Origin of the sequence: Dokdonella koreensis DS-123 (assembly GCF_001632775.1) — a bacterium.
In the GTDB taxonomy this organism is placed as follows: Bacteria; Pseudomonadota; Gammaproteobacteria; order Xanthomonadales; family Rhodanobacteraceae; genus Dokdonella; species Dokdonella koreensis.
The window spans coordinates 3,494,423-3,516,234 of sequence record NZ_CP015249.1 but is presented as its reverse complement, the minus strand read 5'-3'; the positions used below and the strand labels follow the sequence as shown (position 1 = coordinate 3,516,234).

Sequence of the window (21,812 nt, the reverse complement as noted above, 5' to 3'; positions counted from 1 at the left end):
TGTGCAGTCCCCCTGCTGTTCACGGTGCGATCTCGCGCGCCACGCGGAATCCCACGCTGTTCAAGGCCACGTCGTCGCCGAAGCTGTCGACGTTGCCGACGTTTTCCTTGGAAGGCACCGACAGCCAGCCGCGCCCCTTGACGGTATGGTCGCGACAGGCCGCCGTCAGCGGCGTCCCCTTCCCGCAGCCGGCCACCCATTCGCGGACGTTGCCGTCGAGGTCGAAGACCCCGACCGAGATCGCCGGGAAGCGGCCGACCGGCGAGGTGCCGGCAGCGCCGTCGTCGCATTCCTGGCCCTGCAAGGTCTCGTAGCGGCGGCGGTAGGACTGGTCGGCGAGGTTCGCCGTGCGGCAGTCGGGCGTGGTCGCCGAGCGGGCGATGCGGTCCCATTCGCCCGGTGTCAGCAGCCGGTAGCGGTGGCCGGTACGCTCGCTGAGCCAGGCCGCGTAGGCCTGCGCCTGGGCGAAGCCGACGCAGACCGCCGGATGGCTGTCGTCCTGGTCGATGTCGGGCTTCTGCCAGGTCCGGTTGCGCGAGGAGCGGAAGAACGATTCGCGGTCGCGGCACGCGGGCTGCGCGACGGTGCGGGCCGATCCGCCGGCCTGCCACCAGCGCGTGAACTCACCGCGCGTGACCGGAAACTGTGCGACGGCCAGCGTGCCGTCGAGCACGACCAGCGCCGGGCCGGCAGTGCCGTCGGCCAGGCGGTCGCGGAAGACGTAGCCGGGCGCACCGACCCGCTGCAGCCGGCGCTGGGCCTCCAGCACCGTGGCATTGCCCGGGTCGAACGCCAGCGCACGCTCGTACAGCGCGGCGGCACCGGCCTTGTCCCAGGCATCGACCAGCGGGCGGGCTTCCTCGACCAGCCGGTCGGCCTCGCGGCCGCGGCGTGCGCGGATGGCCGCGGCGACTTCCGTGCCTTCCTCGCCGGCCGCCACGGCCACTTCGGCCGCCTTGTCCAGGTGCGCGGCGAACTCCGGGCTGTTGCCGGCCTGGTAGGCGCTTTCGGCCAGCTCCAGGTACGCGCGCGCGACCTGGACGATGCCTTCGCGGGCCGGCCGCGTGCGCGGGTTGATCTTCAACGCCAACTGGAAGCGCTCCAGCGCGTTGCGCTCGGGCGGCAGGGTCAGCCGCTGCGCCGCGAGATCGGCCCGTCCGAGACGGACCAGTTCGACCACCGGGTCGACGACGGTCGGCACCTGGCGCAGATCCAGCGGTGCGATCGGCCGGCCGTCGGCATCGAGCCGCGGGTCGGAGAGGAAGTCCGGCTCGGATGGCGGCACGACCGGCGGTGCATCGATCGCCGCATCCGCCGCCGGCGGCGCCGGTTCGGCCGGCTCGGCGCCTTCGTTCGTGGCGACGGGGATCGGCGCCGCCGGGGCCGGTGTCCGCGATGACCACACGCCGTAGCCGACACCACCGATCAGCAGCAGGCCGAAGGCGGCGATGACGAGCGGGAGCCAGCTGCCCGGCGCCGTTTCCTCGGCGGCCGGTAGCGGCCGTTCCGGTGCGGCGGATGGGGGCGGCGGTGTCGCGACGCGGAGGTTGGTCTCGTTGGTGCCCGTGGCAGCCGGCGGTACGGCGGCCCGTGCCGGCACGACCGCCGCGGCGCGCTGGGCCGGGGCCGGTACCGCGGCCGGGCCGGCTGTCGTCGGGATGTCGACCGAGGCCAGTGCCGCCAGCAGCGCTTCGGCGCTCTGGAAGCGCTTATTGGGATCGGTGGCCATTGCCTTGTCGATCAGCGACTGCCAATGCGCCCGCTCGGGCGGCAGCCGCGGAATCGGCGACTTGGCATCGCCGGCCTCGCTCGGCGAGCGGCCGCTCAGGCCGAAGAACGCCACGGCACCCAGGCTGAAGATGTCCGAGCGCGCGTCGGGCGCATCGCCGCGCGCCACCTCGGGACTGGCGTAGCCGTCGGCCGAAGGCGGCGCCGTATCGGTGTCGGCGGCCAGCTTGCGCCGTGCGGCCAGCAGGCCGAAGTCGCTGAGGATCGCCGTGTCGTTGGGATCGAACAGGATGTTGCTCGGGCTGATGCCGCCGTGCACGTGGCGGCGCCGGTGGATGTAGCCGAGCGCGCGCGCGATGCTCTCGAGGATGCGCCGCAGCTCGCGCTCGTCCAGGCCGCGCCGGACGCGGCTGGCCAGGTTTCCGCCGGACAGGTACTGCATCGCGTAGTACGGCGCCGGCTCGAGCCCGATGTCGTAGACCTGGACCACGTTGGGGTGGGCGAGCGAGGCGAGCATGCGCGCCGACTGCAGGAACTGCTCGCTGATGTCCGGGTCGGCGGCCGGGCCGGGCGACAGGATCTTGAGCGCCACGTCGCGCTCCAGCGACGTCTGCGTCGCCAGCCTGACGCTGGCCAGCCGGCCCGAGCCGATCTTGTCGACCGGTCGATAGTCGGGGATGTCGATCGTCGCCATGTCCGGATCAGCGCACCCCCGGGATGGGGAGGGTGCCCACGCGCCCCTGATTCTGATAGGGGGATTCTAGCGAAATCGGCACCGCGCGCCGTGACCGGCTGCCGGCTGCGTGCATTTGCCGGTCGGATCGGTCCTTGCAAGGGCGCACCGGCGTCTCCACACTCGGGCGATGCTGGCCCAATGGATTCCCCTGCTTCTCATCGGCGCCGCGATCGCGCTGTGGCTGCGCGCGCTCAAGGCGCGCGAGCGTGCCGGCGCCCTCGCGCGCGACCTGTGCCGCCGTGCCGGCGTGCAGCTGCTCGACCAGACCGTCGCGCTGCGCCGCCTGGGCTGGACCCGTGTCGACGGCCGCCTGCGGCTCAAGCGCCGCTACGGCTTCGAGGTCAGTACCGACGGGCACAACCGGCATCCGGGCCATCTCGACCTGCTCGGCGACGCGCTGCAGACCTGGAGCATCCCGATGCCGCAACAGGCGTCGGCCTTGACCGATCGGGTCGATCCGCCGCTGCCGCTAGGCGCGGCCGGCCGCCGCGTCCCGCCGCTGACCCTCATCGACGGCGGTGTGGAAACGCGCCGCCTGGCGGTGGAAGCGCAGCGTCAGCAGTACGGCGGCCATGCTGAGACCGGCGATCAGGCCGATCCACATGCCGCGCGCACCGAACCCGCCGGGGAAGGTCAGCCACCAGCCGACCGGCATGCCGACGCCCCAGTACGCTAGCAGCGTGATGACCATCGGCGTGCGCGTGTCCTTGAGACCGCGCAGCGCGCCGTTGGCGGCCACCTGGATGCCGTCGGACAACTGGAACATGCCGGCCAGCACCAGCAGCTGCGCGGCGAGCGCGATCACCACCGCATCGCGGGTATAGAGCGCGGCGATGGCGTGCGGGAAGCCGAAGAAGATGCCGGCCGAGACGCACTGGATCGCCAGCGTCAGCGCGAAGCCGGCCAGGCCCGCCATCTTCACGCCTTCGCCGTCGTTGCGGCCGACCGCGTGACCGACCCGCACGGTGGTCGCCATGGCGATGCCGAGCGGAATCATGAAGGCGCAGGAGGCGACGTTGATCGCCACCTGGTGGCTGGCGACCACGTCGGCGCCGAGGCGTCCGATGATCAGCGCGACGGCGACGAACAGGCTCGCTTCCATGAATACGGTGACGCCCATCGGCGCACCGATCCGCAGCAGTTCGCCGATCGCGCGCGGGTTGGGCCGTTCCCTGCGCCCGAACGGCTGCAGGTGCCGGTACGCCGGGTGATGCGCGATGTAGCACAGCATGCACAGCATCTGTACCCACAGCGCGAGCGCGGTGGCGATGCCGGCACCGGCCGCGCCCAGCGCCGGCAGTCCCAATCGGCCGTACATCAGCACATAGCCGACCGGCGCCAGCAAGGCCGGGCCGAGCAGGCCGAAGTACATCGTCGGCCGCGTCAGGCCGATGCCTTCGCTGAGACCGCGCAATGCGAAGTACAGGGCCATCGCCGGCGCGCCGAAGGCGATCGCGTGCAGGAAATGGCGTACGTCGGTGGCCAGCACCGGGTCGACGCCGATCAGGTCGAACAACAAGGGGCCGCCGAACGCCGTCGCCAGCCCGAGCACGACGCCCATGCTGCCGGCCAGCCACAGCGCCTGGCGCAGCAGGGCGCCGATCGCGCCGTGCCGGCCCGCGCCGTGCAGCTGTGCCACCGACGGCGGTACCGCCATCATCACGCCGAGCGACAGCACCAGCGTCAGCGACCAGATGCTGGTGCCGACCGCCACCGCGGCCAGCGTGCGCGCATTGAGATGGCCCGCCAGCACCGTGTCGATCACGTTCATGCCGACAGCCGACAGCTGGCCGAGCACCAGCGGTCCGGCCAGGCGCAGCGTGTCCTTCAGCTCGCGCCCCAGGCGCTGCCGGTCGAGGAAAGGGTGGCGGGTCATCGCGACTGGGCGCAGCAGGGTATTCCGGTCCGCCAGTCTACCAGCGCCCTCGGCGGCGTCCGCTTCAGCCGCGGATACAGAGTGTTTCCCGGCGCGCATGCGGCCGCTACCGGGCCCCCGATCGCGAACAAAAACCGGTATCGTCCGCAGCCTGGCGAGCGGCGTCGCCGATCGGGGAGCGCGAAGTTTCGGTATGAGCAGCGGCGCGGAAGATCCTCTGGAACCGGCCAAGGCAGCGGCCCTTCGGGACGCCGGCAGCGCGCGCGTGCCGGCAGTGCTGGACGTGCCGGTGGCCGAGCCGGTTGCGCCGGCGCCCACCTTCCCGTCCTGCGGCAATTGCGGCGAGCCGATGTACGGCAGCTACTGCTACCGCTGCGGCCAGCCCGAGAAGGGCATGATCCGCAGCCTGCGCGAAGTGGGGTCGGACTTGGCCGACATCGTCTTCAACGTCGATTCGCGCATCTTCCGTTCGATATTCGACCTGTACTTCCGTCCCGGCTTCCTGACGACCGAGTACTGTGCCGGCCGGCGCGTTCGCTACGTCACGCCGTTCCGGCTGTTCTTCGTGCTGTGCGTGCTGTCGATCTTCGCGGTGCAGGTCGCATTGGAGGACCAGTTCGTCAACAGCGCCATCGTGGTGGCCGACGACGATCGGCCGCCGCCGGTTACCGATACCGCCACCGGCCAGGCCGCGGCGCCGCCCGCGGCGCCGCCGGATTCGTCCGCACCCGGGAAGGGAGGACCGGGGAAGGCCGGGTCGGACAAGGCGGGAACGGACAAGGCGGGAACGGACAAGGCGGGAACGGACAAGGCGGGAACGGACAAGGCGGGAACGGACAAGGCGGGAACGAAGGACGGGGAGAACGACGCGACGGCAATGGAGCGGGTGTTCAACGCGGTCTTCAGCTTCAACGGTCAGCCCTGGGATGCGAAGACCAATCCGGTCGAAGTCACCTGGCTGCCGCAGGCCGCCAACCGGCGCATCAACGTCGCCCTCGGGCACATGCTCGAGAACACGCGCATGGCCGCCCGCAAGCCGGCCCTATTGGGCACCGCGATGTTCTCGGTGCTGCCGCAGACGCTGTTCGTGCTGATGCCGCTGTTCGCGGTGCTGCTGAAGATCGTCTACATCTTCAAGCGCCGCCTCTATATGGAGCACCTGATGGTGGCGCTGCACAGCCACGCCTTCATCTTCCTCTCGCTGCTGGTCCTGATCCTGCTCTACGCGCTGCGCGACGCGGCGATCGGCCTGCCGGGGGTCAGCACGCCGATCGGCTGGCTGATCGTCGCCGCCTGGGTCTGGCTGCCGCTGTACCTGCTGCTGATGCAGAAGCGCGTCTACCGGCAAGGCTGGATCATGGGCGTGCTGGCCTACGGCGTGATCGGCATGTGCTACTCGTTCCTGCTGTCGCTGGGCCTGGTGGCCGCCCTGGTCGTCGGCATGGCCGTGGCCTGAGCTCCGAAGGCGCAGCCGGAGGTGTTGTCAAGTCTTTTGTGCACAGGCAGCACGGGGCCGCGGCGACCGCCCGCGAATGTCACGCGGCCGTCATCGTTGGTCCGAGCTTGTTTCCCAAGCACCTGTTTGTATTGATGTATTTCAGATTGGTTAAAGATTCGCCAAGGTGGCGCGCGGCGCGCCGCTGTGCGCTCCGCTCCCTGCTCCCGACCGTTGGTCCACAGACTTATCCACAACGCTTGTGGATAAGCGGCAAATGCCCGGTGTGGCAGCCACTTGGCGTCAGTTTCCGTGAGCGAGGGTGAGAAGGTCCCGCTAAGCCCTGCCGCTCGCCGGTGCGGCGGATAGACTTGCCCGATGTCCGATGATCTTCCGGCAGCCCCGCAGGCGATCGTTCGCGTCGCGGTTCCGGTACCCCTCGCCCAGGCCTTCGACTACGCGGTTCCCGCCGGCGTTCCGATCCCGGCGCGCGGCTGCCGGGTGCGTGTCCCGTTCGGTCGCCGCGATACGGTCGGCGTCGTGGTCGGCCATGCCGAGGCCGCCGCCGTCGCCCCGGGCCGGCTCAAGCCGATCGGGGAGGTCCTCGACCCGGCGCCGTGGCTGACCGAGGAACTGCTCGGCAGCCTCGAATGGGCGTCGCGCTACTACCACCACCCGCTCGGCGAGGTCCTGGAGGCGGCGCTGCCGCAGGCCCTGCGCAGTGCGCGGACGCCGCCCACCGAGGATGAGGAAGTGTGGTTCCTCGAGGACGCCGGCCGCCAGGCGCGCGAGAATCCCGGGCGCCGGCGTGGCACCCGCCCCGACCGCCTGCTCGACCAGCTCGCCGAAGGCGCCGTCGCGGCGGCCCTGCTCGACCTGCGCCTGCCCGGCTGGCGGGCAGCGGCGCGCAGCCTGCGCCAGCGCGGCTGGGTCGGCTGCCGTCGCGTGCCGGTCGCCAGTGCGCCGCCGCGGCCGAGCCCCGGGCCACCCCTCAACACCGAGCAGGCCGCCGTGGTCGCCGCGGTGGCGGCCGAGCCGGACCGCTTCGTGCCGATCCTGCTCCACGGTGTCACCGGCAGCGGCAAGACCGAGGTCTACCTGGACCTGATCGGCAGCTGCATCGCGCGCGGCCGGCAGGCCCTGGTGCTGGTGCCGGAGATCGCGCTGACGCCGCAGATGCTGCGGCGGTTCCGCGAGCGGCTGGGCGTCACGATCGCGGTCCTGCACTCGGGCCTGGGCGAGGTCGAGCGTGCACGCGCCTGGCTGGCGGCCGCGCGCGGCGACGCACCGGTGGTGCTGGGAACGCGTTCGGCGGTCTTCGTGCCGCTGCCGCGGCCGGGCCTGCTGGTCGTGGACGAGGAACACGACACTTCGTACAAGCAGCAGGAAGGCTTCCGCTACCACGCGCGCGACCTGGCCCTGGTGCGCGCCAAGGCCTTGCAGGTACCGGTCGTGCTCGGATCGGCCACGCCGTCGCTCGAATCGCTGGCCAATGCCGAGGCGGGCCGTTACCGGCACCTGCACCTGCGGCAGCGCGCCGGCAGCGCGCGGCCGCCGGACCTGCACATCGTGGACCTGCGCCGGCAGCCGCTGCAGCACGGGCTGGCGGAGCCGGCGCTGGCGGCCATCCGCGCCTGCCTCGATCGCGGCGAACAGGCGCTGGTCTTCCGCAACCGCCGCGGCTACGCACCGGTGCTGCAATGCCGGGACTGCGGCTGGAGCGCGCAGTGCCGGCGCTGCGACCGGCCGATGACGCTGCATCGCGGGCGTTCCCGGCTGATCTGCCACCACTGCGGCGCGGAGCAGCCGGTGCCGCCGGGGTGTCCGGCCTGCGGCGGGCTGGCGATCGTGCCGCAGGGACACGGCACCGAACGCCTGGAAGACGTGCTGCGCGCGCGCTTCCCGGACGTGCCGATCGTGCGGATCGACCGCGACACCACACGCAGCCGGCGCGCGCGCGATGCCTTGCTCGACGGCCTCGCCGACGAGGCGCCGCGCATCCTGGTCGGCACGCAGATCCTCGCCAAAGGGCATGACCTGGCGCGGTTGAGCCTGGTCGTGCTGGTCAGCATCGACGAGGGCCTGTTCAGTGTGGACTTCCGCGCCGGCGAGCGCCTCGGCCAGCTGATCGTCCAGGTGGCCGGCCGCGCCGGCCGTGCATCGCGGCCCGGCCAGGTCTGGTTGCAGACCCATCATCCGGATCACCCGCTGCTGGCGACCTTGCGCGGCGGCGGCTATCGCGCGCTGGCGCAGGCCCTGCTGGAGGAGCGGCGGCAGGCACAACTGCCACCGTACGGCTATCTGGCCTTGCTGCGTGCCGAGGCGGAGGACCCGGCGCTCCTGGAGCAGTTCCTGTCCGCCGCCTGCCGCGTACGGCCGGCACCGGAGGGCGTCCGCCTGCAGGGGCCGCTGTCGGCACCGATGCCGCGGCGGGCCGGCGCGCATCGCGGCCAGGTCATCGTCGAGGCCGACGAGCGCGGGCCGCTGCAGGGCTACCTGACGTCATGGCTGCCGCAGGTCGCCGCGCTTCCGGGCGGGCGGCAGCTGCGCTGGTCGATCGACGTCGATCCGATCGACCTGTTCTGAAGCCGGCAGTCGGTTCCCGAAAACGACGACGGCCCCGTCGAGGGGCCGTCGTGACTACGGGGAATACGCGGCTCAGGCGACGAACAGCGTGCGCATCTTCTTCATCGCATTGGCCTCGATCTGGCGGATGCGCTCGGCCGAAACGCCGTACTCGTCCGCCAGCTCCTGCAGCGTCGCCTTGTCGCCGTCGCGCAGCCAGCGGCGCTGGATGATGTCGCGCGAGCGGGTGTCGAGTTTCTCCAGGCCGCGATGCAGCGTGTCGAGGCTCGATTCCTCTTCCGATTCGCTTTCGACGGCGCTGTACGGATCGGCGCTGTGGTCGATCAGGAACATCGCCGGCGACGGCTTGGCGTCCTCGTCATCATCGGTCGGCGCATCGAACGCGATGTCCTTGCCGGACAGGCGCGCTTCCATCTCCAGCACCGTGGCCGCCGGCACGCCGAGCTCGCGGGCGACCGTGTTGACCTCTTCGGCGTTCATCCAGCCCAGGCGCTTCTTCGACTTGCGCAGATTGAAGAACAGCTTGCGCTGCGCCTTGGTGGTCGCGATCTTGACGATGCGCCAGTTGCGCAGGATGAACTCGTGCATCTCGGCACGGATCCAGTGCACCGCGAAGGACACCAGGCGCACGCCCTGGTCCGGGTCGAAGCGCTTGACCGCCTTCATCAGGCCGATGTTGCCTTCCTGGATCAGGTCGCCCAGCTGCAGTCCGTAGCCGGAATAGCCGCGGGCGACATGGACGACGAAGCGCAGGTGCGACATCACCAGCTGCTTGGCCGCGTCGAGGTCGTCGGCTTCGATGAAACGGCGGGCCAGCGACTGCTCGTCGTCCTGGCTCAGCATTGGAAAACGGTGAACCGCCGATACATAGGCATCGAGGCTGCCGATCGCACTCGGAACCGGCAGGTTCGAGATCGGCAAGGCGCTGGCGACCACGGCATTGCTCATGAGGGTGTTCTCCTGATCGATGGCGAATTAGCACTCTTGTTATGGGAGTGCTAACAGTGCCGGAAGTTCCCCCGAAGGGTGACGACCGGCGGCCTTTTCTGAACTGACCGGTATACTACACCCGAATTCGTGAATCGGCCGTTATTTCTCTGGTGCGCCTGCGTGAACAATCGGCGCGCCGGGCCGCCGGATCAGATCGCCAGCTGGTCGGCCGGCGGCAGCCGCCAGTCGATCGGCGCCTGGCCATGCTGCTGCAAGTACTCGTTTGTACGAGAGAAATGGCCGCAGCCGATGAAGCCGCGGTGCGCCGAAAGCGGCGAGGGGTGGGGCGCCTTCAGGACGCGGTGGCGGCGTCCGTCGATCAGCTTGCCCTTGGCCTGGGCATAGCTGCCCCAGAGCAGGAAGACCAGGTTCTCGCGCTCGCGGTTGAGCGCGTCCACGCAGGCGTCGGTGAAGCCCTCCCAGCCCTTGCCCTGGTGCGAACCGGCCTGGCCGCGCTCCACGGTGAGGACGGCGTTGAGCAGCAGCACGCCCTGGCGGGCCCAGGGGATCAGGCAGCCGTGGTCCGGCCGGGCGATGCCCAGGTCGCGCTCGATCTCCTTGAAGATGTTCTCCAGCGACGGCGGTACCGCCACGCCGGGCAGCACCGAGAAGCACAGGCCGTGCGCCTGGCGCGGCCCGTGATACGGGTCCTGGCCGAGGATCACCACCTTGACCGCGTCGAACGGCGTCGTATCGAGCGCGGCGAAGATCTGCGAGCCGGGCGGGTAGATCACCTTGCCGGCCTGCTTCTCCTCGCGCAGAAACCGGCTGAGCGCGATCATCTCCGGGCGCTCGAACCAGGCGCCCACCCGCTGCTTCCAGCTGGGCTCCAGTTTGACCCGGGAGGCAGCGTCGCCGTCGGTCGGTGCATTCATGCGTCGGTGCCTCGATGGTGTCTGCGCAGGTGCTGGCTGACGCGCAGCTGGAACTGCAGCTTGGTCACCAGCAGGCGTTCGTCGATGGGCTTGCTGACCAGGTCGTTGGCGCCGGCGCGCAGCAGCAGGGTCTGGCTGCGCGGGTTGTCGTCGCCGGTCATCACCAGCACCGGCAGCAGGCCCTTGCCGAAGCCGCCGCCGGTGCGGATGCGGTCGAGCAGGTCGCCGCCGGTCAGGGCGCCCTTGAGGCTGACGTCGGTCAGCACCAGGTCCACCGGCGGCAGGCCGTCGGGATCGCGCTCGTTCTCGACGATCGCGATCGCCTCCTCGGCGCTGACCACGTGGCGCACCGACAGGCCGTGCCGGTCGAGGATGCGCGAGGTCGCCAGCGCCACCACGCGGCTGTCCTCGACGTAGAGCACGCGGCCGGCTATGCGCTCGACCGGGTGCACGTAGCCGCGGATGAAGGTGGCCAGCGCCTGGAAGCCGAGCGACTTGTCGAAGTAGTCGGTCACGTCGTCGCCGAGCGTGCGCGCGGTCAGGCGCTCCTGTGCCGAGCCGGACACGACCACGATCGGGATGTAGGCCTGCGGCGTCTGCTCGCGGATGTGGCGCGCCAGTTCGGCGCCGTCCATGTCGGGCAGGCGCAGGGCGGTGGTCACGAAGTCGAAACTGCCGTCCTGCAGCTCGGCCAGGGCGTCCCGGCCGCTGCCGCAGGCGACCACCGTCACATCCGGCAGCTCGGCCTGCAGCACCTGCTCGATCAGGCGGCGCGCGACGCGCGAACCGTCCACGACGAGCACCCGCGGCCGCAGGCCGATCTCGCCGAGCGCGGTCATGCCGTCCTTCCCAGCTGGTGCGTGCTGGCGATCCAGGCGCCGATCCAGCCCAGCGCCGCGCCGCCGGCGACGGTCGCCAGCGCGGCCAGCGGCGCCAGGCCGCGGAACGTCACGTGGCCGCCGTAGCTGGCGATCAGATGGTCGAGCGGGCCGCCCAGGGCGATGCGCACGCCGAGGACCGCGACGATCGCCAGCAGCGCGCCGAGCAGGCCGTACCAGAGGCCGGCGTACACGAACGGGCGCCGCACGAAGCCGTTGCCGGCGCCCATCAACTGCATGATCGCGATTTCCTCGGCGCGTCCCTGGATGTCCAGGCGCACGGTGTTGCCGACCACCAGCAGCGTCGCCAGGCCCAGCAGCGCGGCCAGCGCGAGCGCGGCGCGTTCGCCGAAGGCCATGATCGCCGACAGCCGCCGGCGCCAGGCCGCGTCGTACTGGACCAGGTCGGTGCGGGCATCCGCCTCGATGGCGGCGACCAGGGCTTCGTCGCGGCCGGCGTCGGCCGTCGCGCTGGCCGGTGCGACGACCAGCACGGTCGGCAGCGGATTGGATTCGAGCACGTCCAGCGCCTCGGCGAAGCCGGAGAGCTGGCGGAACTCGGCCAGGCCCTGTTCGGGCGTACGCACGGTCACCTCGGCGACGTCCGCGCGCCGGCGCAGGTCGGCGGCCATCGCCGCTGCGGCGCCGGCGTCGACCTTCGGATCGAGGAAGACGGTGATCTCGCGCGCCTCGCGCAGGCCGCCGGAGACCGCGCGCACGTTGTCGAGCACGACGTGCAGCAGCAGCGGCAGCGCCAGCGCGATGCCGATGACCGCCACTGTCAGCACGGTGGCCAGCGGCCGGGCCGTGAGCCGGCCGAGGCTGGAGAACAGGCCGTACAGGTGCTGGTCGCGCCAGCTTCCCAGGCGCGCACCGGCGCCGATGCGCGGCGGCTTGGGCAGCTTGGCCGGCTTGGCCGCGGCGCGCTGGTTGCGCGAAGGGCGGCGCGCGTTCATGCCGTGGCCTGCTGCGGCCGGAAGTCGTCGATCAGGCGGCCGTGGTCGAGCACCAGCACGCGCTGGTTCATGCGCTTGATCAGGTGCAGGTCGTGGCTGGCGACCAGCACCGCGGTGCCGACCTGCGCGAACTCGGCGAACAGCTGCATGATGCCGACCGACAGCTGCGGGTCGAGGTTGCCGGTCGGCTCGTCGGCGATGATCAGCGGCGGCTTGCCGACGATCGCACGGGCGATGCCCACGCGCTGCTGCTCGCCGGCGGACAGGGTCGTCGGCTCGGCCTTCTCGCGCGCCAGCAGGCCGACCTTGTCGAGCGCGGCGCGCACGCGCTTGGCCGCCTCGATGCGGGGCACGCCGGCGATCACCAGCGGCAGTGCCACGTTGTCGAAGACGCTGCGGTCCATCAGCAGCCGGTGGTCCTGGAACACCATGCCGATGCCGCGCCGCACCTGCGGCACGCGCCGCCGCCGCACCCGCGCCAGATCGACGCCGTGGACCTGCACCTGGCCGCGCGAGGGCCGCTCGACCAGGCTCAGCAGCTTCAGCAGCGTGCTCTTGCCGGCGCCGGAGTGGCCGGTCACGAAGACCATCTCGCCGGCGGCGACCTCGAAGCTGACGTCGATCAGCGCATCGAGCCCGGCCGCATAGCGCTTGCCGACCTGTTCGAAACGGATCATCGGCCCTCCGGGCAACGCCGGCCGGTCATCGGGCCGGGCGCATCGGCTGCCGTCCGCCTGCGGCATCCGCCGCGCAGCTCGGTCATTTCACCATCCTGTTCATTTCGAAGATCGGCAGCAGGATCGCCAGCACGATGAACAGCACCAGGGCGCCGACGATGAGGATCACCAGCGGTCCGAGCACGGTCGTCAGGGCGGTCAGCCAGCGCTCCAGTTCGCGCTGCTGCTGGCGCGCGGCCTGGTCCAGCATGCGCGGCAGCTGGCCGGAGCGTTCGCCGCTGGCGATCAGGCGCAGCGCCACCGGCGGGAAATGGCCGCTGTCGGCCAGCGCGCGGGCGAAGGCGGTGCCCTCGCGCACGCGCACCGCCGCCCGCCGCAGCGCTTCGCGCATCGGCAGGTTCGGCACCACCTGGGCGGTGATCGACAGCGCGTCGAGCAGCGGCACTGCGCTGCCGGACAGCAGTGCCAGCGTCCGCGCCGCGCGGGCGGTATTGGCGGCGCGGGTCAGGCGCCCCAGCAAGGGCAGGCGCAGCACGGTCGCGTGCCAGCGATGGCGGATCGTGTCGCGCCGCAGTGCGAGCGCGGCGCCGACCACGGCGCCGGCCAGGACCAGCAGCAGCAGCCAGCCCCAGGCACGCAGGAAATCGGACACCGCCAGCAGCACGCGGGTGGCCAGCGGCAGGGCCTGGCCGGTGCCCTGGAACACGCTGACGATCTGCGGCACCACGAACGCCAGCAGGCCGGTCACGACGGCCGCCGCCACGAGGGTCAGCAGCAGGGGGTAGGCGAGCGCGCCGATCAGCTTCTGCGCGAGCGCGTCGCGCGCCTCGGCATGGTCGGCCAGCTTCTCCAGCACGGTGTCGAGCTGGCCGGACTGCTCGCCGGCGGCCACCGAGGCGCGGTACACGTCCGGGAACGTCTCCGGGAACTCGGCCATCGCCTGCGCCAGCGCGGCGCCTTCCATCACGCGTGCACGCAGCGCCACGGTCAATGCACGCTGGCGTTCACCGTCGCTCTGCTCGGACAGCGCGGCCAGCGCCTCGTCGATCGGCAGGCCGGCACCGATCAGGGTCGCCAGCTGGCGCGTCAGCAGCGCCAGCTGGGCGCCGCCGAGCCCGCGCGAGGCGAACAGGCCGCGGCTGCCGCGGTCCCCGGCCACCTCCTCGACCGCCAGCGGACTCAGGCCGCGCTCGCGCAGGCTGCCGCGCACAGCGCGGGCGGTATCGCCCTGCAGCACGCCGCGGCAGGTGCGTCCGTTGGCGTCCAGGGCCTGGTAGGCGAAAGCCGGCATGGGCGAAGAGTCGTTCGGCGTCGTCGCTGGAAGCGGGCATTGTCGCCGGAAGCGGTGAATCTGTCTCGGGGGTGTGCAGCGTTCGCGCCGGAGCGACTATCATTGCCGGCCAAGCGCCGCGCCTGGACGGACGCGCACTCCTGATGGAGGTTCTCGCATGTGTGGAATCGTCGCTGCCGCGGCCCAGCGTGATGTGGTGCCGATCCTGATCGCCGGCCTCAGGGCGCTCGAATACCGAGGCTACGATTCAGCCGGCCTGTCGGTGCTGACGAAAGGCGAGCTGACGCGCGCCCGTACCGTCGGCAAGGTGCGCGAGCTGGAAAACCGCCTGGCCGAATCGCCGCTCGCCGGCGTCAGCGGCATTGCCCATACCCGCTGGGCCACGCACGGCGTGCCGAACGAGGCCAATGCGCATCCGCACCTGTCCACCGGTACGGTCGCCGTGGTCCACAACGGCATCATCGAGAACCACGCGCAGCTGCGCGAGGAGCTCAAGGCGCTCGGCTACGCGTTCACCTCCGACACCGACACCGAGGTCATCGCGCACCTGGTCCATCACCTGATGAGCGGTGGCAACGGCCTGCGCGAGGCGGTGCAGACGGCGATCCGGCGCCTGCACGGCGCCTATGCGATCGCGGTCATCAGCAGCGAGGCACCCGGCCACGTCGTCGGCGCCCGCCGCGGCAGCCCGCTGGTGGTCGGCATCGGCATCGGCGAGCATTTCCTCGGCTCGGACGTGCAGGCCCTGATCAAGGTCACCAACCGCTTCGTCTACCTCGACGAGGGCGACCTGGTCGAGATCACGCGCGAGGAAATGCAGGTCTACGACCTGGACGGCCAACCGGTCGAGCGGCGCGTGCACACCAGCGAGCTGTCGGCCGACGCGGTCGAGCGCGGCGAGTACCGCCACTACATGCTCAAGGAGATCTTCGAGCAGCCGCGCGCGATCAACGACACGCTCGAAGGCCGCATCGCCGACGGCCACATCCTGCCGAACATCTTCGGCGTCGACGCCGAGGCGCTGCTGCAGCGTGTCCGCCACGTGCAGATCGTCGCCTGCGGCACCAGCTTCCACGCCGGCCTGGTCGCGCGCTACTGGCTGGAAGGCATCGCCGGCATCCCGTGCTCGATCGAGGTGGCCAGCGAGTACCGCTACCGCCGCGCCGTGGTGCCGGCCGACAGCCTGTTCCTGACGATCTCCCAGTCCGGCGAGACCGCCGACACGCTGGCTGCGCTGCGCGAGGGTCGGCAGCGCGGCTACCTCGGCTCGTTCGCGGTGTGCAACGTGCCCGAGTCGAGCCTGGTGCGCGAGTCCGACCTGGTGCTGATGACGCGCGCCGGGCCGGAGATCGGCGTGGCCTCGACCAAGGCGTTCACGACGCAGCTCGCCGCGCTGGCGCTGCTGGTGCTGGAACTGGCGCGGATCAACGGCATCGCCGAGGACAAGTACCGCAAGCTGGTCGCCGAGCTGGCCAGCCTGCCGCGCCTGCTCAAGGACGTGCTGGCGCTGGAGCCGACGATCGCCGAGCTGGCCGAGCGCTTCGTCAGCAAGCACCACGCGCTGTTCCTCGGCCGGGGCGTCAACTACCCGGTGGCGCTGGAAGGCGCGCTCAAGCTCAAGGAAATCTCCTACATCCACGCCGAGGCCTACCCGGCCGGCGAGCTCAAGCACGGCCCGCTGGCCCTGGTCGACGAGGACATGCCGGTCATCACGGTGGCGCCGAACAACCAGCTGCTCGAGAAGCTCAAGTCGAACCTGGAAGAAGTGCGCGCGCGCGGCGGCGAGCTGTTCGTGTTCGCCGACGACCAGGTGCAGATCGACGGCCTCGGCGAGCGCGGCGCCGTGGTCAAGGTCGCCTCCGGCGGCAACCTGTGCGCCCCGGCGGTCTTCACGGTGCCGCTGCAGCTGCTGGCCTATCACGTCGCCGTGCTGCGCGGCACCGACGTCGACCAGCCGCGCAACCTCGCCAAGTCCGTCACGGTCGAATAGCGCGCCGCGCGGCGGCGGCAGTGGAAACGAGGGCTTCGCAGGCGAAGCCCTCGCTCCCGGGTACGGCTAGGGAATCGTGATCGGTCCACCGGACCGGTTGTAGGCGTAGCGGAGCAGGCGCGCCGGGTAGCCGGTGGGCCAGGTCGTCGCCAGGTGCAGGTAGCCGTAGGTGATCAGGCCGGTTTCCTCGTTGTAGAACTTGAAGCCGAGGTAGCCGTCGACCCCGGCCAGGAAGTACCGGGTCTCGCCGTACTCGCCGTTGGCCACTTCGCTGAAGGTCGAGTCCGGTCCGATCGTGTCGCCCGCTTGCAGGACGCTGTAGGGGCCGAACACGGTGTCGGCGACGCCGCCGTTGCGGCCCGGGTGGACATCGCCGAACCAGTAGAACATCAGATGCGGCCGCATCGACGACCAGTAGGGCTGGAAGTCGTCGCCGTAGAGCGGGAGCGCGTCCCAGTCCTGGCGCCCGAAGTTGAACGACAGGCCGCTCTCGGTGGCCGGCAGTTCGAGGTTCAGCAGGCCGCTGACGACCAGGTCGTCTTCCGGCGGCGCTTCGAAGCCCGTGCAGAACAGGCCGTCGCCGTGCGTGCTGCAGGCGTGCGCTGCCAACGGCGCGGTCACTTCCACGTGAACCGGTATCGCCAGCACCGGGCGCGCCGGGTCGTTGGTCGCGATGCACAGCTGGGCTTCGTGGTTGCCGGGTGCGAGGCCGCCTGCCGCCGGATCGACCGTGACGCGGATACGCGCCAGGGCGCCGCCGGCCACCGTGTCGCCCGGCACGGTGGCGCTCAGCCACGGCAGCGCCGGGCCGGTGCACGACGTGCCGGCGCCGGTCGCCCGGATCATGAAGTTGCCGAGGACGCCGATCATGCTGGCCAGGCCGGTCAGGTCGTTCGCGGCCAGGTTGTCCAGATCCAGCGGCGCCGGCGCGCTGTCCGACGGCAGGTTGAGCGACAGGTAGGAGCGCGCCCGGTGGACCGAGCCGTCGACGGCCGCGGCGTACAGCGAACCCGGATAGCCGTTCATCGCCCAGTGCTCGACCATGCCGAGATAGACGTCGCCGGGACCCGGGACGGCGAAGGCGGTCGCATAGGTCTGGAATACGTCGAGCGTGTCGATCGTAACCAGGCGGTTGCCGCCGAGCCGTACCGCATTGCTCGGGTCGCCGTCGCCGTCGGCGTCGTAGTAGGCGACCAGGTTCGCGGTGAGCCCGATGAGGCTGCCGCCCTCCAACTGGCGTGGCCACATCACCGACACCGAGTCGATCGTCTGCGCTTCCAGCACGTTGTAGCGGTTCAGCCAGATGCCGGCGAACTGGCCCAGGCCCAGGCTTCTATCGTAGCTGCCGTCGTCGAGCCGATAAATCACCGCACTGGACGTGCCGGCGGGATCGGCGCCGTAGCCGCGGACCGGCTGCTGCACGACCGGCGACGTCACCGCCGGCAGCGACAACGCGGTGGCTTCTTCCTCCGCGGCACCGGCCTTGGCCAGGGTCCTCGGATGCGGCCGCAGGCCCGAGGCGGTGCCCTGGGCGGCGATGGCATAGCGCAGCGGCAGGCTGCCGCTGGCGTTGGCCAGTGTGAAGACCGCCTCGCGGCTCATGTTGGCGGCGACGCTGACATTCAGCACGGCCGGTGCGGCGCTGGCCGAGGGCGGCTGGACCGGCGCCGGCAGTGCGACCGTGATCGGTGCGCCGTCGCCGTCGATCGCGCTCTCGATGATCTGGGCGGGGAGTCCGGCCAGGCCGAACGTGGCCAGGCGCAGGTAGCCGTAGCAGACGCCGCTGCCCTCCACCGGATACGGCAGGCGCCCGTTGCACCGGAAGCGCACGCCGAGTGCTCCGTCGCCGCCGGCCAGCCAGGCCGGGTCGGGCAGCACGTCCGGTTCGCTGGAGTAGGTGGCTGCCGGGCCCACGGTCGCGCCATCCGCCAGCATCGCCGCGTGGCCGTTGCCGTCGACGACGAACTGGGCCTGGCTGGCGGCGATCGCCTGCAGCACCAGGGTCACCATCAGCGGCGATTCGCCGTTGTAGCCGAGCCCGAGGCCGACGTCCCAGCCGTAGGCGCTGGCGACGCCTTCGCTGGTCTGGCCGCCGATCAGGTCGAACGAGGTGCGCAGGCCGGTCGCGGCGATCGGCTGGTTGAACGCGTGGCGGACGATGCCGTTGCCGCCGGCCGGCACCACCGACAGCGTCGCGGTGGCGGCCTGGACACTGTCGCCCTGATTGGTGCGCAGTGCCCCGGCGGCGATCTGGTTCACGTGGGTGCCGCCGTCCGAGGTCACGTCGACCTGGATCGTGCAGCGCCCACCGGCCGGGATCGACGCACCGGCTGCGGCCAGCGTGACCGCGCCGCTGCCGGCGGGCGCGGTCAGCGCGCCACCGCAGGTCGTGCTGGCGTTCGGCGGCGTCGCGACGCGGAGACCCGCCGGAAACGTGTCGGTCAGGTCGGCGGTGAGCTGCGCGTCCTGCGCGAACGGATTGACCAGCGTGATCGTCAGCGTACTGGTGGCCGGCGCGCGCACGACCTCCGGTGCGAACGCCTTGCCGAGCGCCACGGCCGGCGCGGCGGCATTGGCGACGATGATCATGTGCGCATCGGCGAAGTTCAGCGTCGACAGCGGCGTCGGTGTCGGGACCCCGCAATCGGGCGCGCTGATGAGTGCCTCGTGCGTCTGCGGACTCGGGTTGCCGCCGGCGTAGAACGCCGACAGCGGGTAGGCGTCCACGTGGTACTCCACGACCAGGTCGGTGCCCACCGCGTCCGCGACCAGGCCGGCGACCGGGATCGTCGCGGTGTCGAGCTGGCCGCTGACCAGCGTCTGCGCCGACTGGCCGATCAGGGTCAGCTGGTCGGTCGGGATCGTTCCGGCCGGCACGGCGTGCGGGATCGTATGGAGCCGGATCGTCACCGGCGCGGTGCCGCTCTCGGTGCCGACGGTGACGCTTTCGATCGCCAGCGACGTCGGCGCGCCGTGCTCGGAAAGATAGAAGCGGCGCCACCAGCTGGTGGCGCCGGTGGTGCCGGCTTCCCAGTCGGAGCAGGACACGCCGCCGGTGGCCACCGGCGTGTTGTCGGTCATCTGTGCGATCGGGCGGGCACCGAGGACGACCTCGGCGCCGCGCGCGGCGGTCGTTGCCGGCGCCGGCTGCAGCCGGGCCGCGTGGGCGGTTCCCACGCTGGCGAGCAGGCCGGTCAGGACCAGGATCATAGGTTTCATTGCAAGTTCCCCAACCATCATCGATAGGTACCGCTGCACGCGTAGCGCGGCCGCGGTCGTATGAAAGGACTGTCCGGTGGTGCCGTCCTACGGCGAATCGAAGCCGTCGCGGAACAGCGTGCCGTCCGGGTGCACCGTCAGGTCCACGGGCACGCGGACCATCCGTGCCTGCGGGTCGTTGGTCGCCATGCACAGCAGTGCGCGGTAGCTGCCCGGTGCCAGCGCGGTGGCGTCGGCGGTCACGGCGAGGTTCTCGGCGGCGCCGGCGGCGATCGCTCCGGTGGTGGCGGCCAGGGTCAGCCAGGGGATCTCGGACGCGGCGATGCAGTCGTTGTCGGCCTCGCCACCGGTGGCGCGGATGTGCCAGTTGCCGGGCGAGCCGAACGTTTCGAGATGGCCGATGATGATGTTGCGTGCCAGGTGATCGAGGTCGGGATCGCCGTTGCCGGCACCGCCCACCCACGAGGCCGCGCGCACGGGCGCGTCGGTATCGACCGCCGCCGGGAACAGCCGCGGCCAGCCGCCGCCGCGCGCGTAGCTGCTCTCGAAGCCGACGTAGACGTCGCCTTCGCCGGGCACGCGGAAGCTGGCCGGATAGTCGACGAACTGGTCCAGCGCACCGATCGTGACGAACTGGTCGCCACCCAGGCGTACCGCGTTGATCGGGTCGCCGTCGCGGTCGGCGTCGTAGTAGGCCAGCAGGTTCACCTGCCGGCCGACCAGGCTGCCGTCCGCGTTCTGCGGCCACTGGATCGACACGGTATCGATCGTGAAGGCGCCGGTGCCGGGCGGCGCGGCGAAGCGGTTGAGGTAGATCGCTGCTGCTTCCTCGTAGCCGCGCGACAGGTTGAACGTGTTCTCGTAGCTGCCGTCGTCGAGCACGAACGCCAGGGAACCGTCCCCGCTGGGCCCCGTCCACGGCGCGGGCATGCGCGAGCCGGCCTTGCCTCCGTGGCCGACGGCCGAGGGAGCCGCACCGGCGGGGGCGGCCGGTCCTGGGGCGGGCACCGGTGCCAGCGGGACCGCGGCCGCGGTGGCGGCCGATTCGCCGATCGCGTAGTCGAGCGTCTCGTCGCCGCCGTTGGCGATCCTCAGCGTGCCGGCGGCAGTGCCGCCGGACATCGCGTTGAGCCGCAGCACGGCGGGTGCGACATCGGCCCTGGCCGCCTCGTGCGCGGTGTGGAGATAGGCGGCGTCGACGAGCTGGGCACCGACCACGGCCCTGCGGCCGTCCAGCGCGACCTTGAAGCCGATACGGTCCTGCCAGTCGCCGTCGCTGGCGACCAGCCGCTTGGTGCGGGTCCAGGCGCCGTCGAGCTTGCGGAAGACGAAGGCCGCGCCTTGCTGGGGCACGCCGTCGATCGGCGCATAGTAGGCGCCGACGAGCGCGGTCGAACCGGAGATCGCGGTCGAGATGCCGAACGCATCCATCAGGTCGCCGTTCTGCGCGAGCAGCTTCTGTGCGAAGGACAACCCGCCGGCGGAGCGCTCGTACACGTAGACCGCACCGTTGGCCGCGCCGCCATGGTCACCGCCGTTCATCGCGCCGATCAGCGCGGTGCTGCCGTCGAATGCGAGCGACGTGCCGAACTGGTCGCCGAAGCCGCCGTCGTAGGCGGCGAGCCGCTGGACCTGGGTCCAATCGCCATCGTTGCGCGCGTAGACGTAGACGAGCCCCTGGTTCATGGCCGGACGGGCGCCGGTGGCATTCTTGGCGCCGATCAGCAGGCGATCGCCGTGCAGCGCCACCGACCAGCCGAACTGGTCGCCGGCCTTGCCGTCGGCGGCGGCCAGCCGGCGGACCGGCTGCCAGCCCGCGTCCGATCGCGCGAACAGGTAGGCCGCGCCCTGGTTGGGGCGGTCGCCGTGCAGCGTCGCTTCGAACGCGCCGACCACGGCGGTGTCGTCGAAGATCGCGACCGCCTGGCCGAACTTGTCGCTGGGCGTGCCTTCTTCGGCACCCAGCCGGGCCGTCTGGACCCAGACGCCCTCGGTCGTGCGGGTGAACACGTAGGCGGCGCCGGCGCTGGCTTCCGGCCGGTCGGCGGCTTCCGGCGCCGGCCGGCCTCCGCCATAGACGCTGCACGAGGCGCCGACGATCAGCTGGTCGCCGTGCACCGCCAGCGCGGTGCCGAACATCTCGCCCGACACCGGCACGTCGGCGGTCAGCTTCTGGCGCTGGGTCCAGACCCCGTCCGACTCGACGAAGACGTAGACCGCACCGGCGAACGCGACGCCATTGGCCGTGGCCAGTGCCGCGCCGACAAGGGCGGTATCGCCGGTGACGGCCACCGCCGAACCCAGGAACTGGCTGCCGGTGCCGTCACTGGCGGTGAGCTTGCGCTCGTGCCAGATCCACGGCCGGAGCAGGCCGGCCGGCGCGCCGGCCGCGAGGCCGCCGTCGAGCCCGGTTACCGGCACCGGTCGTGGGGTGTCGCCCAGGTGCGCGGGTGCCCAGGGCGGCTGCACGGTCCGCGGACCGGCCTCCAGGGCGTCGGCGCGCGCGAGGCCCGCCGCCGCCAAGGTGCCGAACAACACCCATCCCAATCGTTTCATTTTGCAAGATCCCCGCAAG

General features: G+C 71.4%; 13 protein-coding genes and 1 pseudogene. 4 read left to right on the top strand and 10 right to left on the bottom strand.

The window, feature by feature from the left end; genetic code table 11:
• Positions 1-19 precede the first annotated feature (19 nt).
• The gene (locus I596_RS14320) at positions 20-2,422 is read right to left on the bottom strand and encodes a bifunctional serine/threonine-protein kinase/formylglycine-generating enzyme family protein (protein WP_067649339.1); all 2,403 of its coding nucleotides are present in this window, start codon (positions 2,420-2,422) and stop codon (positions 20-22) included.
• Positions 2,423-2,591: 169 nt separating this feature from the next.
• On the opposite strand from I596_RS14320, the pseudogene I596_RS19310 reads away from it, so the two are divergent.
• Positions 2,592-2,822 (top strand): annotated as a pseudogene (locus I596_RS19310) (DUF3301 domain-containing protein); the annotation flags it as partial.
• A 111-nt stretch (positions 2,823-2,933) separates the two neighbouring features.
• Here I596_RS19310 and I596_RS14310 read toward each other — a convergent pair.
• The gene (locus tag I596_RS14310) at positions 2,934-4,340 is read right to left on the bottom strand and encodes an MATE family efflux transporter (RefSeq protein ID WP_067649333.1); all 1,407 of its coding nucleotides are present in this window, start codon (positions 4,338-4,340) and stop codon (positions 2,934-2,936) included.
• Positions 4,341-4,533: 193 nt separating this feature from the next.
• On the opposite strand from I596_RS14310, the gene I596_RS18530 reads away from it, so the two are divergent.
• Positions 4,534-5,796: a DUF3667 domain-containing protein gene (locus I596_RS18530; RefSeq protein ID WP_067649331.1), complete on the top strand. Its 1,263-nt coding sequence runs from the start codon at positions 4,534-4,536 to the stop codon at positions 5,794-5,796.
• A 357-nt stretch (positions 5,797-6,153) separates the two neighbouring features.
• Complete coding sequence (locus I596_RS14300) at positions 6,154-8,361, top strand: primosomal protein N' (RefSeq protein WP_067649328.1); 2,208 nt, start codon at positions 6,154-6,156, stop codon at positions 8,359-8,361.
• A 72-nt stretch (positions 8,362-8,433) separates the two neighbouring features.
• On the opposite strand, the gene rpoH is transcribed toward I596_RS14300, so the two are convergent.
• From rpoH to gspF, 6 genes are all read right to left on the bottom strand, one after another.
• Positions 8,434-9,309 (bottom strand): RNA polymerase sigma factor RpoH, encoded by an 876-nt coding sequence (gene rpoH, locus I596_RS14295; protein WP_067649325.1) that lies wholly within the window; start codon positions 9,307-9,309, stop codon positions 8,434-8,436.
• 191 nt (positions 9,310-9,500) lie between these two features.
• Positions 9,501-10,226, bottom strand: coding sequence for a uracil-DNA glycosylase (gene ung / locus I596_RS14290; protein WP_067649322.1), 726 nt, complete (start codon positions 10,224-10,226; stop codon positions 9,501-9,503).
• The gene (locus tag I596_RS14285; RefSeq protein ID WP_067649318.1) at positions 10,223-11,065 is read right to left on the bottom strand and encodes a response regulator; all 843 of its coding nucleotides are present in this window, start codon (positions 11,063-11,065) and stop codon (positions 10,223-10,225) included. Before I596_RS14285 ends, ung begins: the two co-directional genes overlap by 4 nt.
• Positions 11,062-12,060, bottom strand: a complete 999-nt coding sequence (gene ftsX, locus I596_RS14280) for a permease-like cell division protein FtsX (RefSeq protein WP_190278920.1) — start codon at positions 12,058-12,060, stop codon at positions 11,062-11,064. Before ftsX ends, I596_RS14285 begins: the two co-directional genes overlap by 4 nt.
• On the bottom strand, positions 12,057-12,737 hold the full coding sequence (gene ftsE / locus I596_RS14275; protein WP_067649315.1) for a cell division ATP-binding protein FtsE: 681 nt from the start codon (positions 12,735-12,737) through the stop codon (positions 12,057-12,059). Before ftsE ends, ftsX begins: the two co-directional genes overlap by 4 nt.
• 82 nt (positions 12,738-12,819) lie before the next feature.
• The gene (gene gspF, locus I596_RS14270) at positions 12,820-14,028 is read right to left on the bottom strand and encodes a type II secretion system inner membrane protein GspF (protein WP_067649313.1); all 1,209 of its coding nucleotides are present in this window, start codon (positions 14,026-14,028) and stop codon (positions 12,820-12,822) included.
• 157 nt (positions 14,029-14,185) lie between these two features.
• Here gspF and glmS point away from each other — a divergent pair, with 157 nt between their 5' ends.
• Positions 14,186-16,018 (top strand): glutamine--fructose-6-phosphate transaminase (isomerizing), encoded by a 1,833-nt coding sequence (gene glmS / locus I596_RS14265; protein ID WP_067649310.1) that lies wholly within the window; start codon positions 14,186-14,188, stop codon positions 16,016-16,018.
• A gap of 66 nt (positions 16,019-16,084) precedes the next feature.
• Here glmS and I596_RS14260 read toward each other — a convergent pair whose 3' ends face one another.
• A complete protein-coding gene (locus tag I596_RS14260) occupies positions 16,085-19,237 on the bottom strand; it encodes a DUF7933 domain-containing protein (RefSeq protein ID WP_150132178.1) in 3,153 nt (1,050 codons plus the stop codon).
• Between the two features lie 87 nt (positions 19,238-19,324).
• Positions 19,325-21,793 carry an FG-GAP repeat protein gene (locus I596_RS14255; RefSeq protein ID WP_083965602.1) on the bottom strand — a complete coding sequence of 823 codons (2,469 nt, stop codon included), beginning with the start codon at positions 21,791-21,793 and terminating at the stop codon, positions 19,325-19,327.
• Positions 21,794-21,812: the final 19 nt, after the last annotated feature.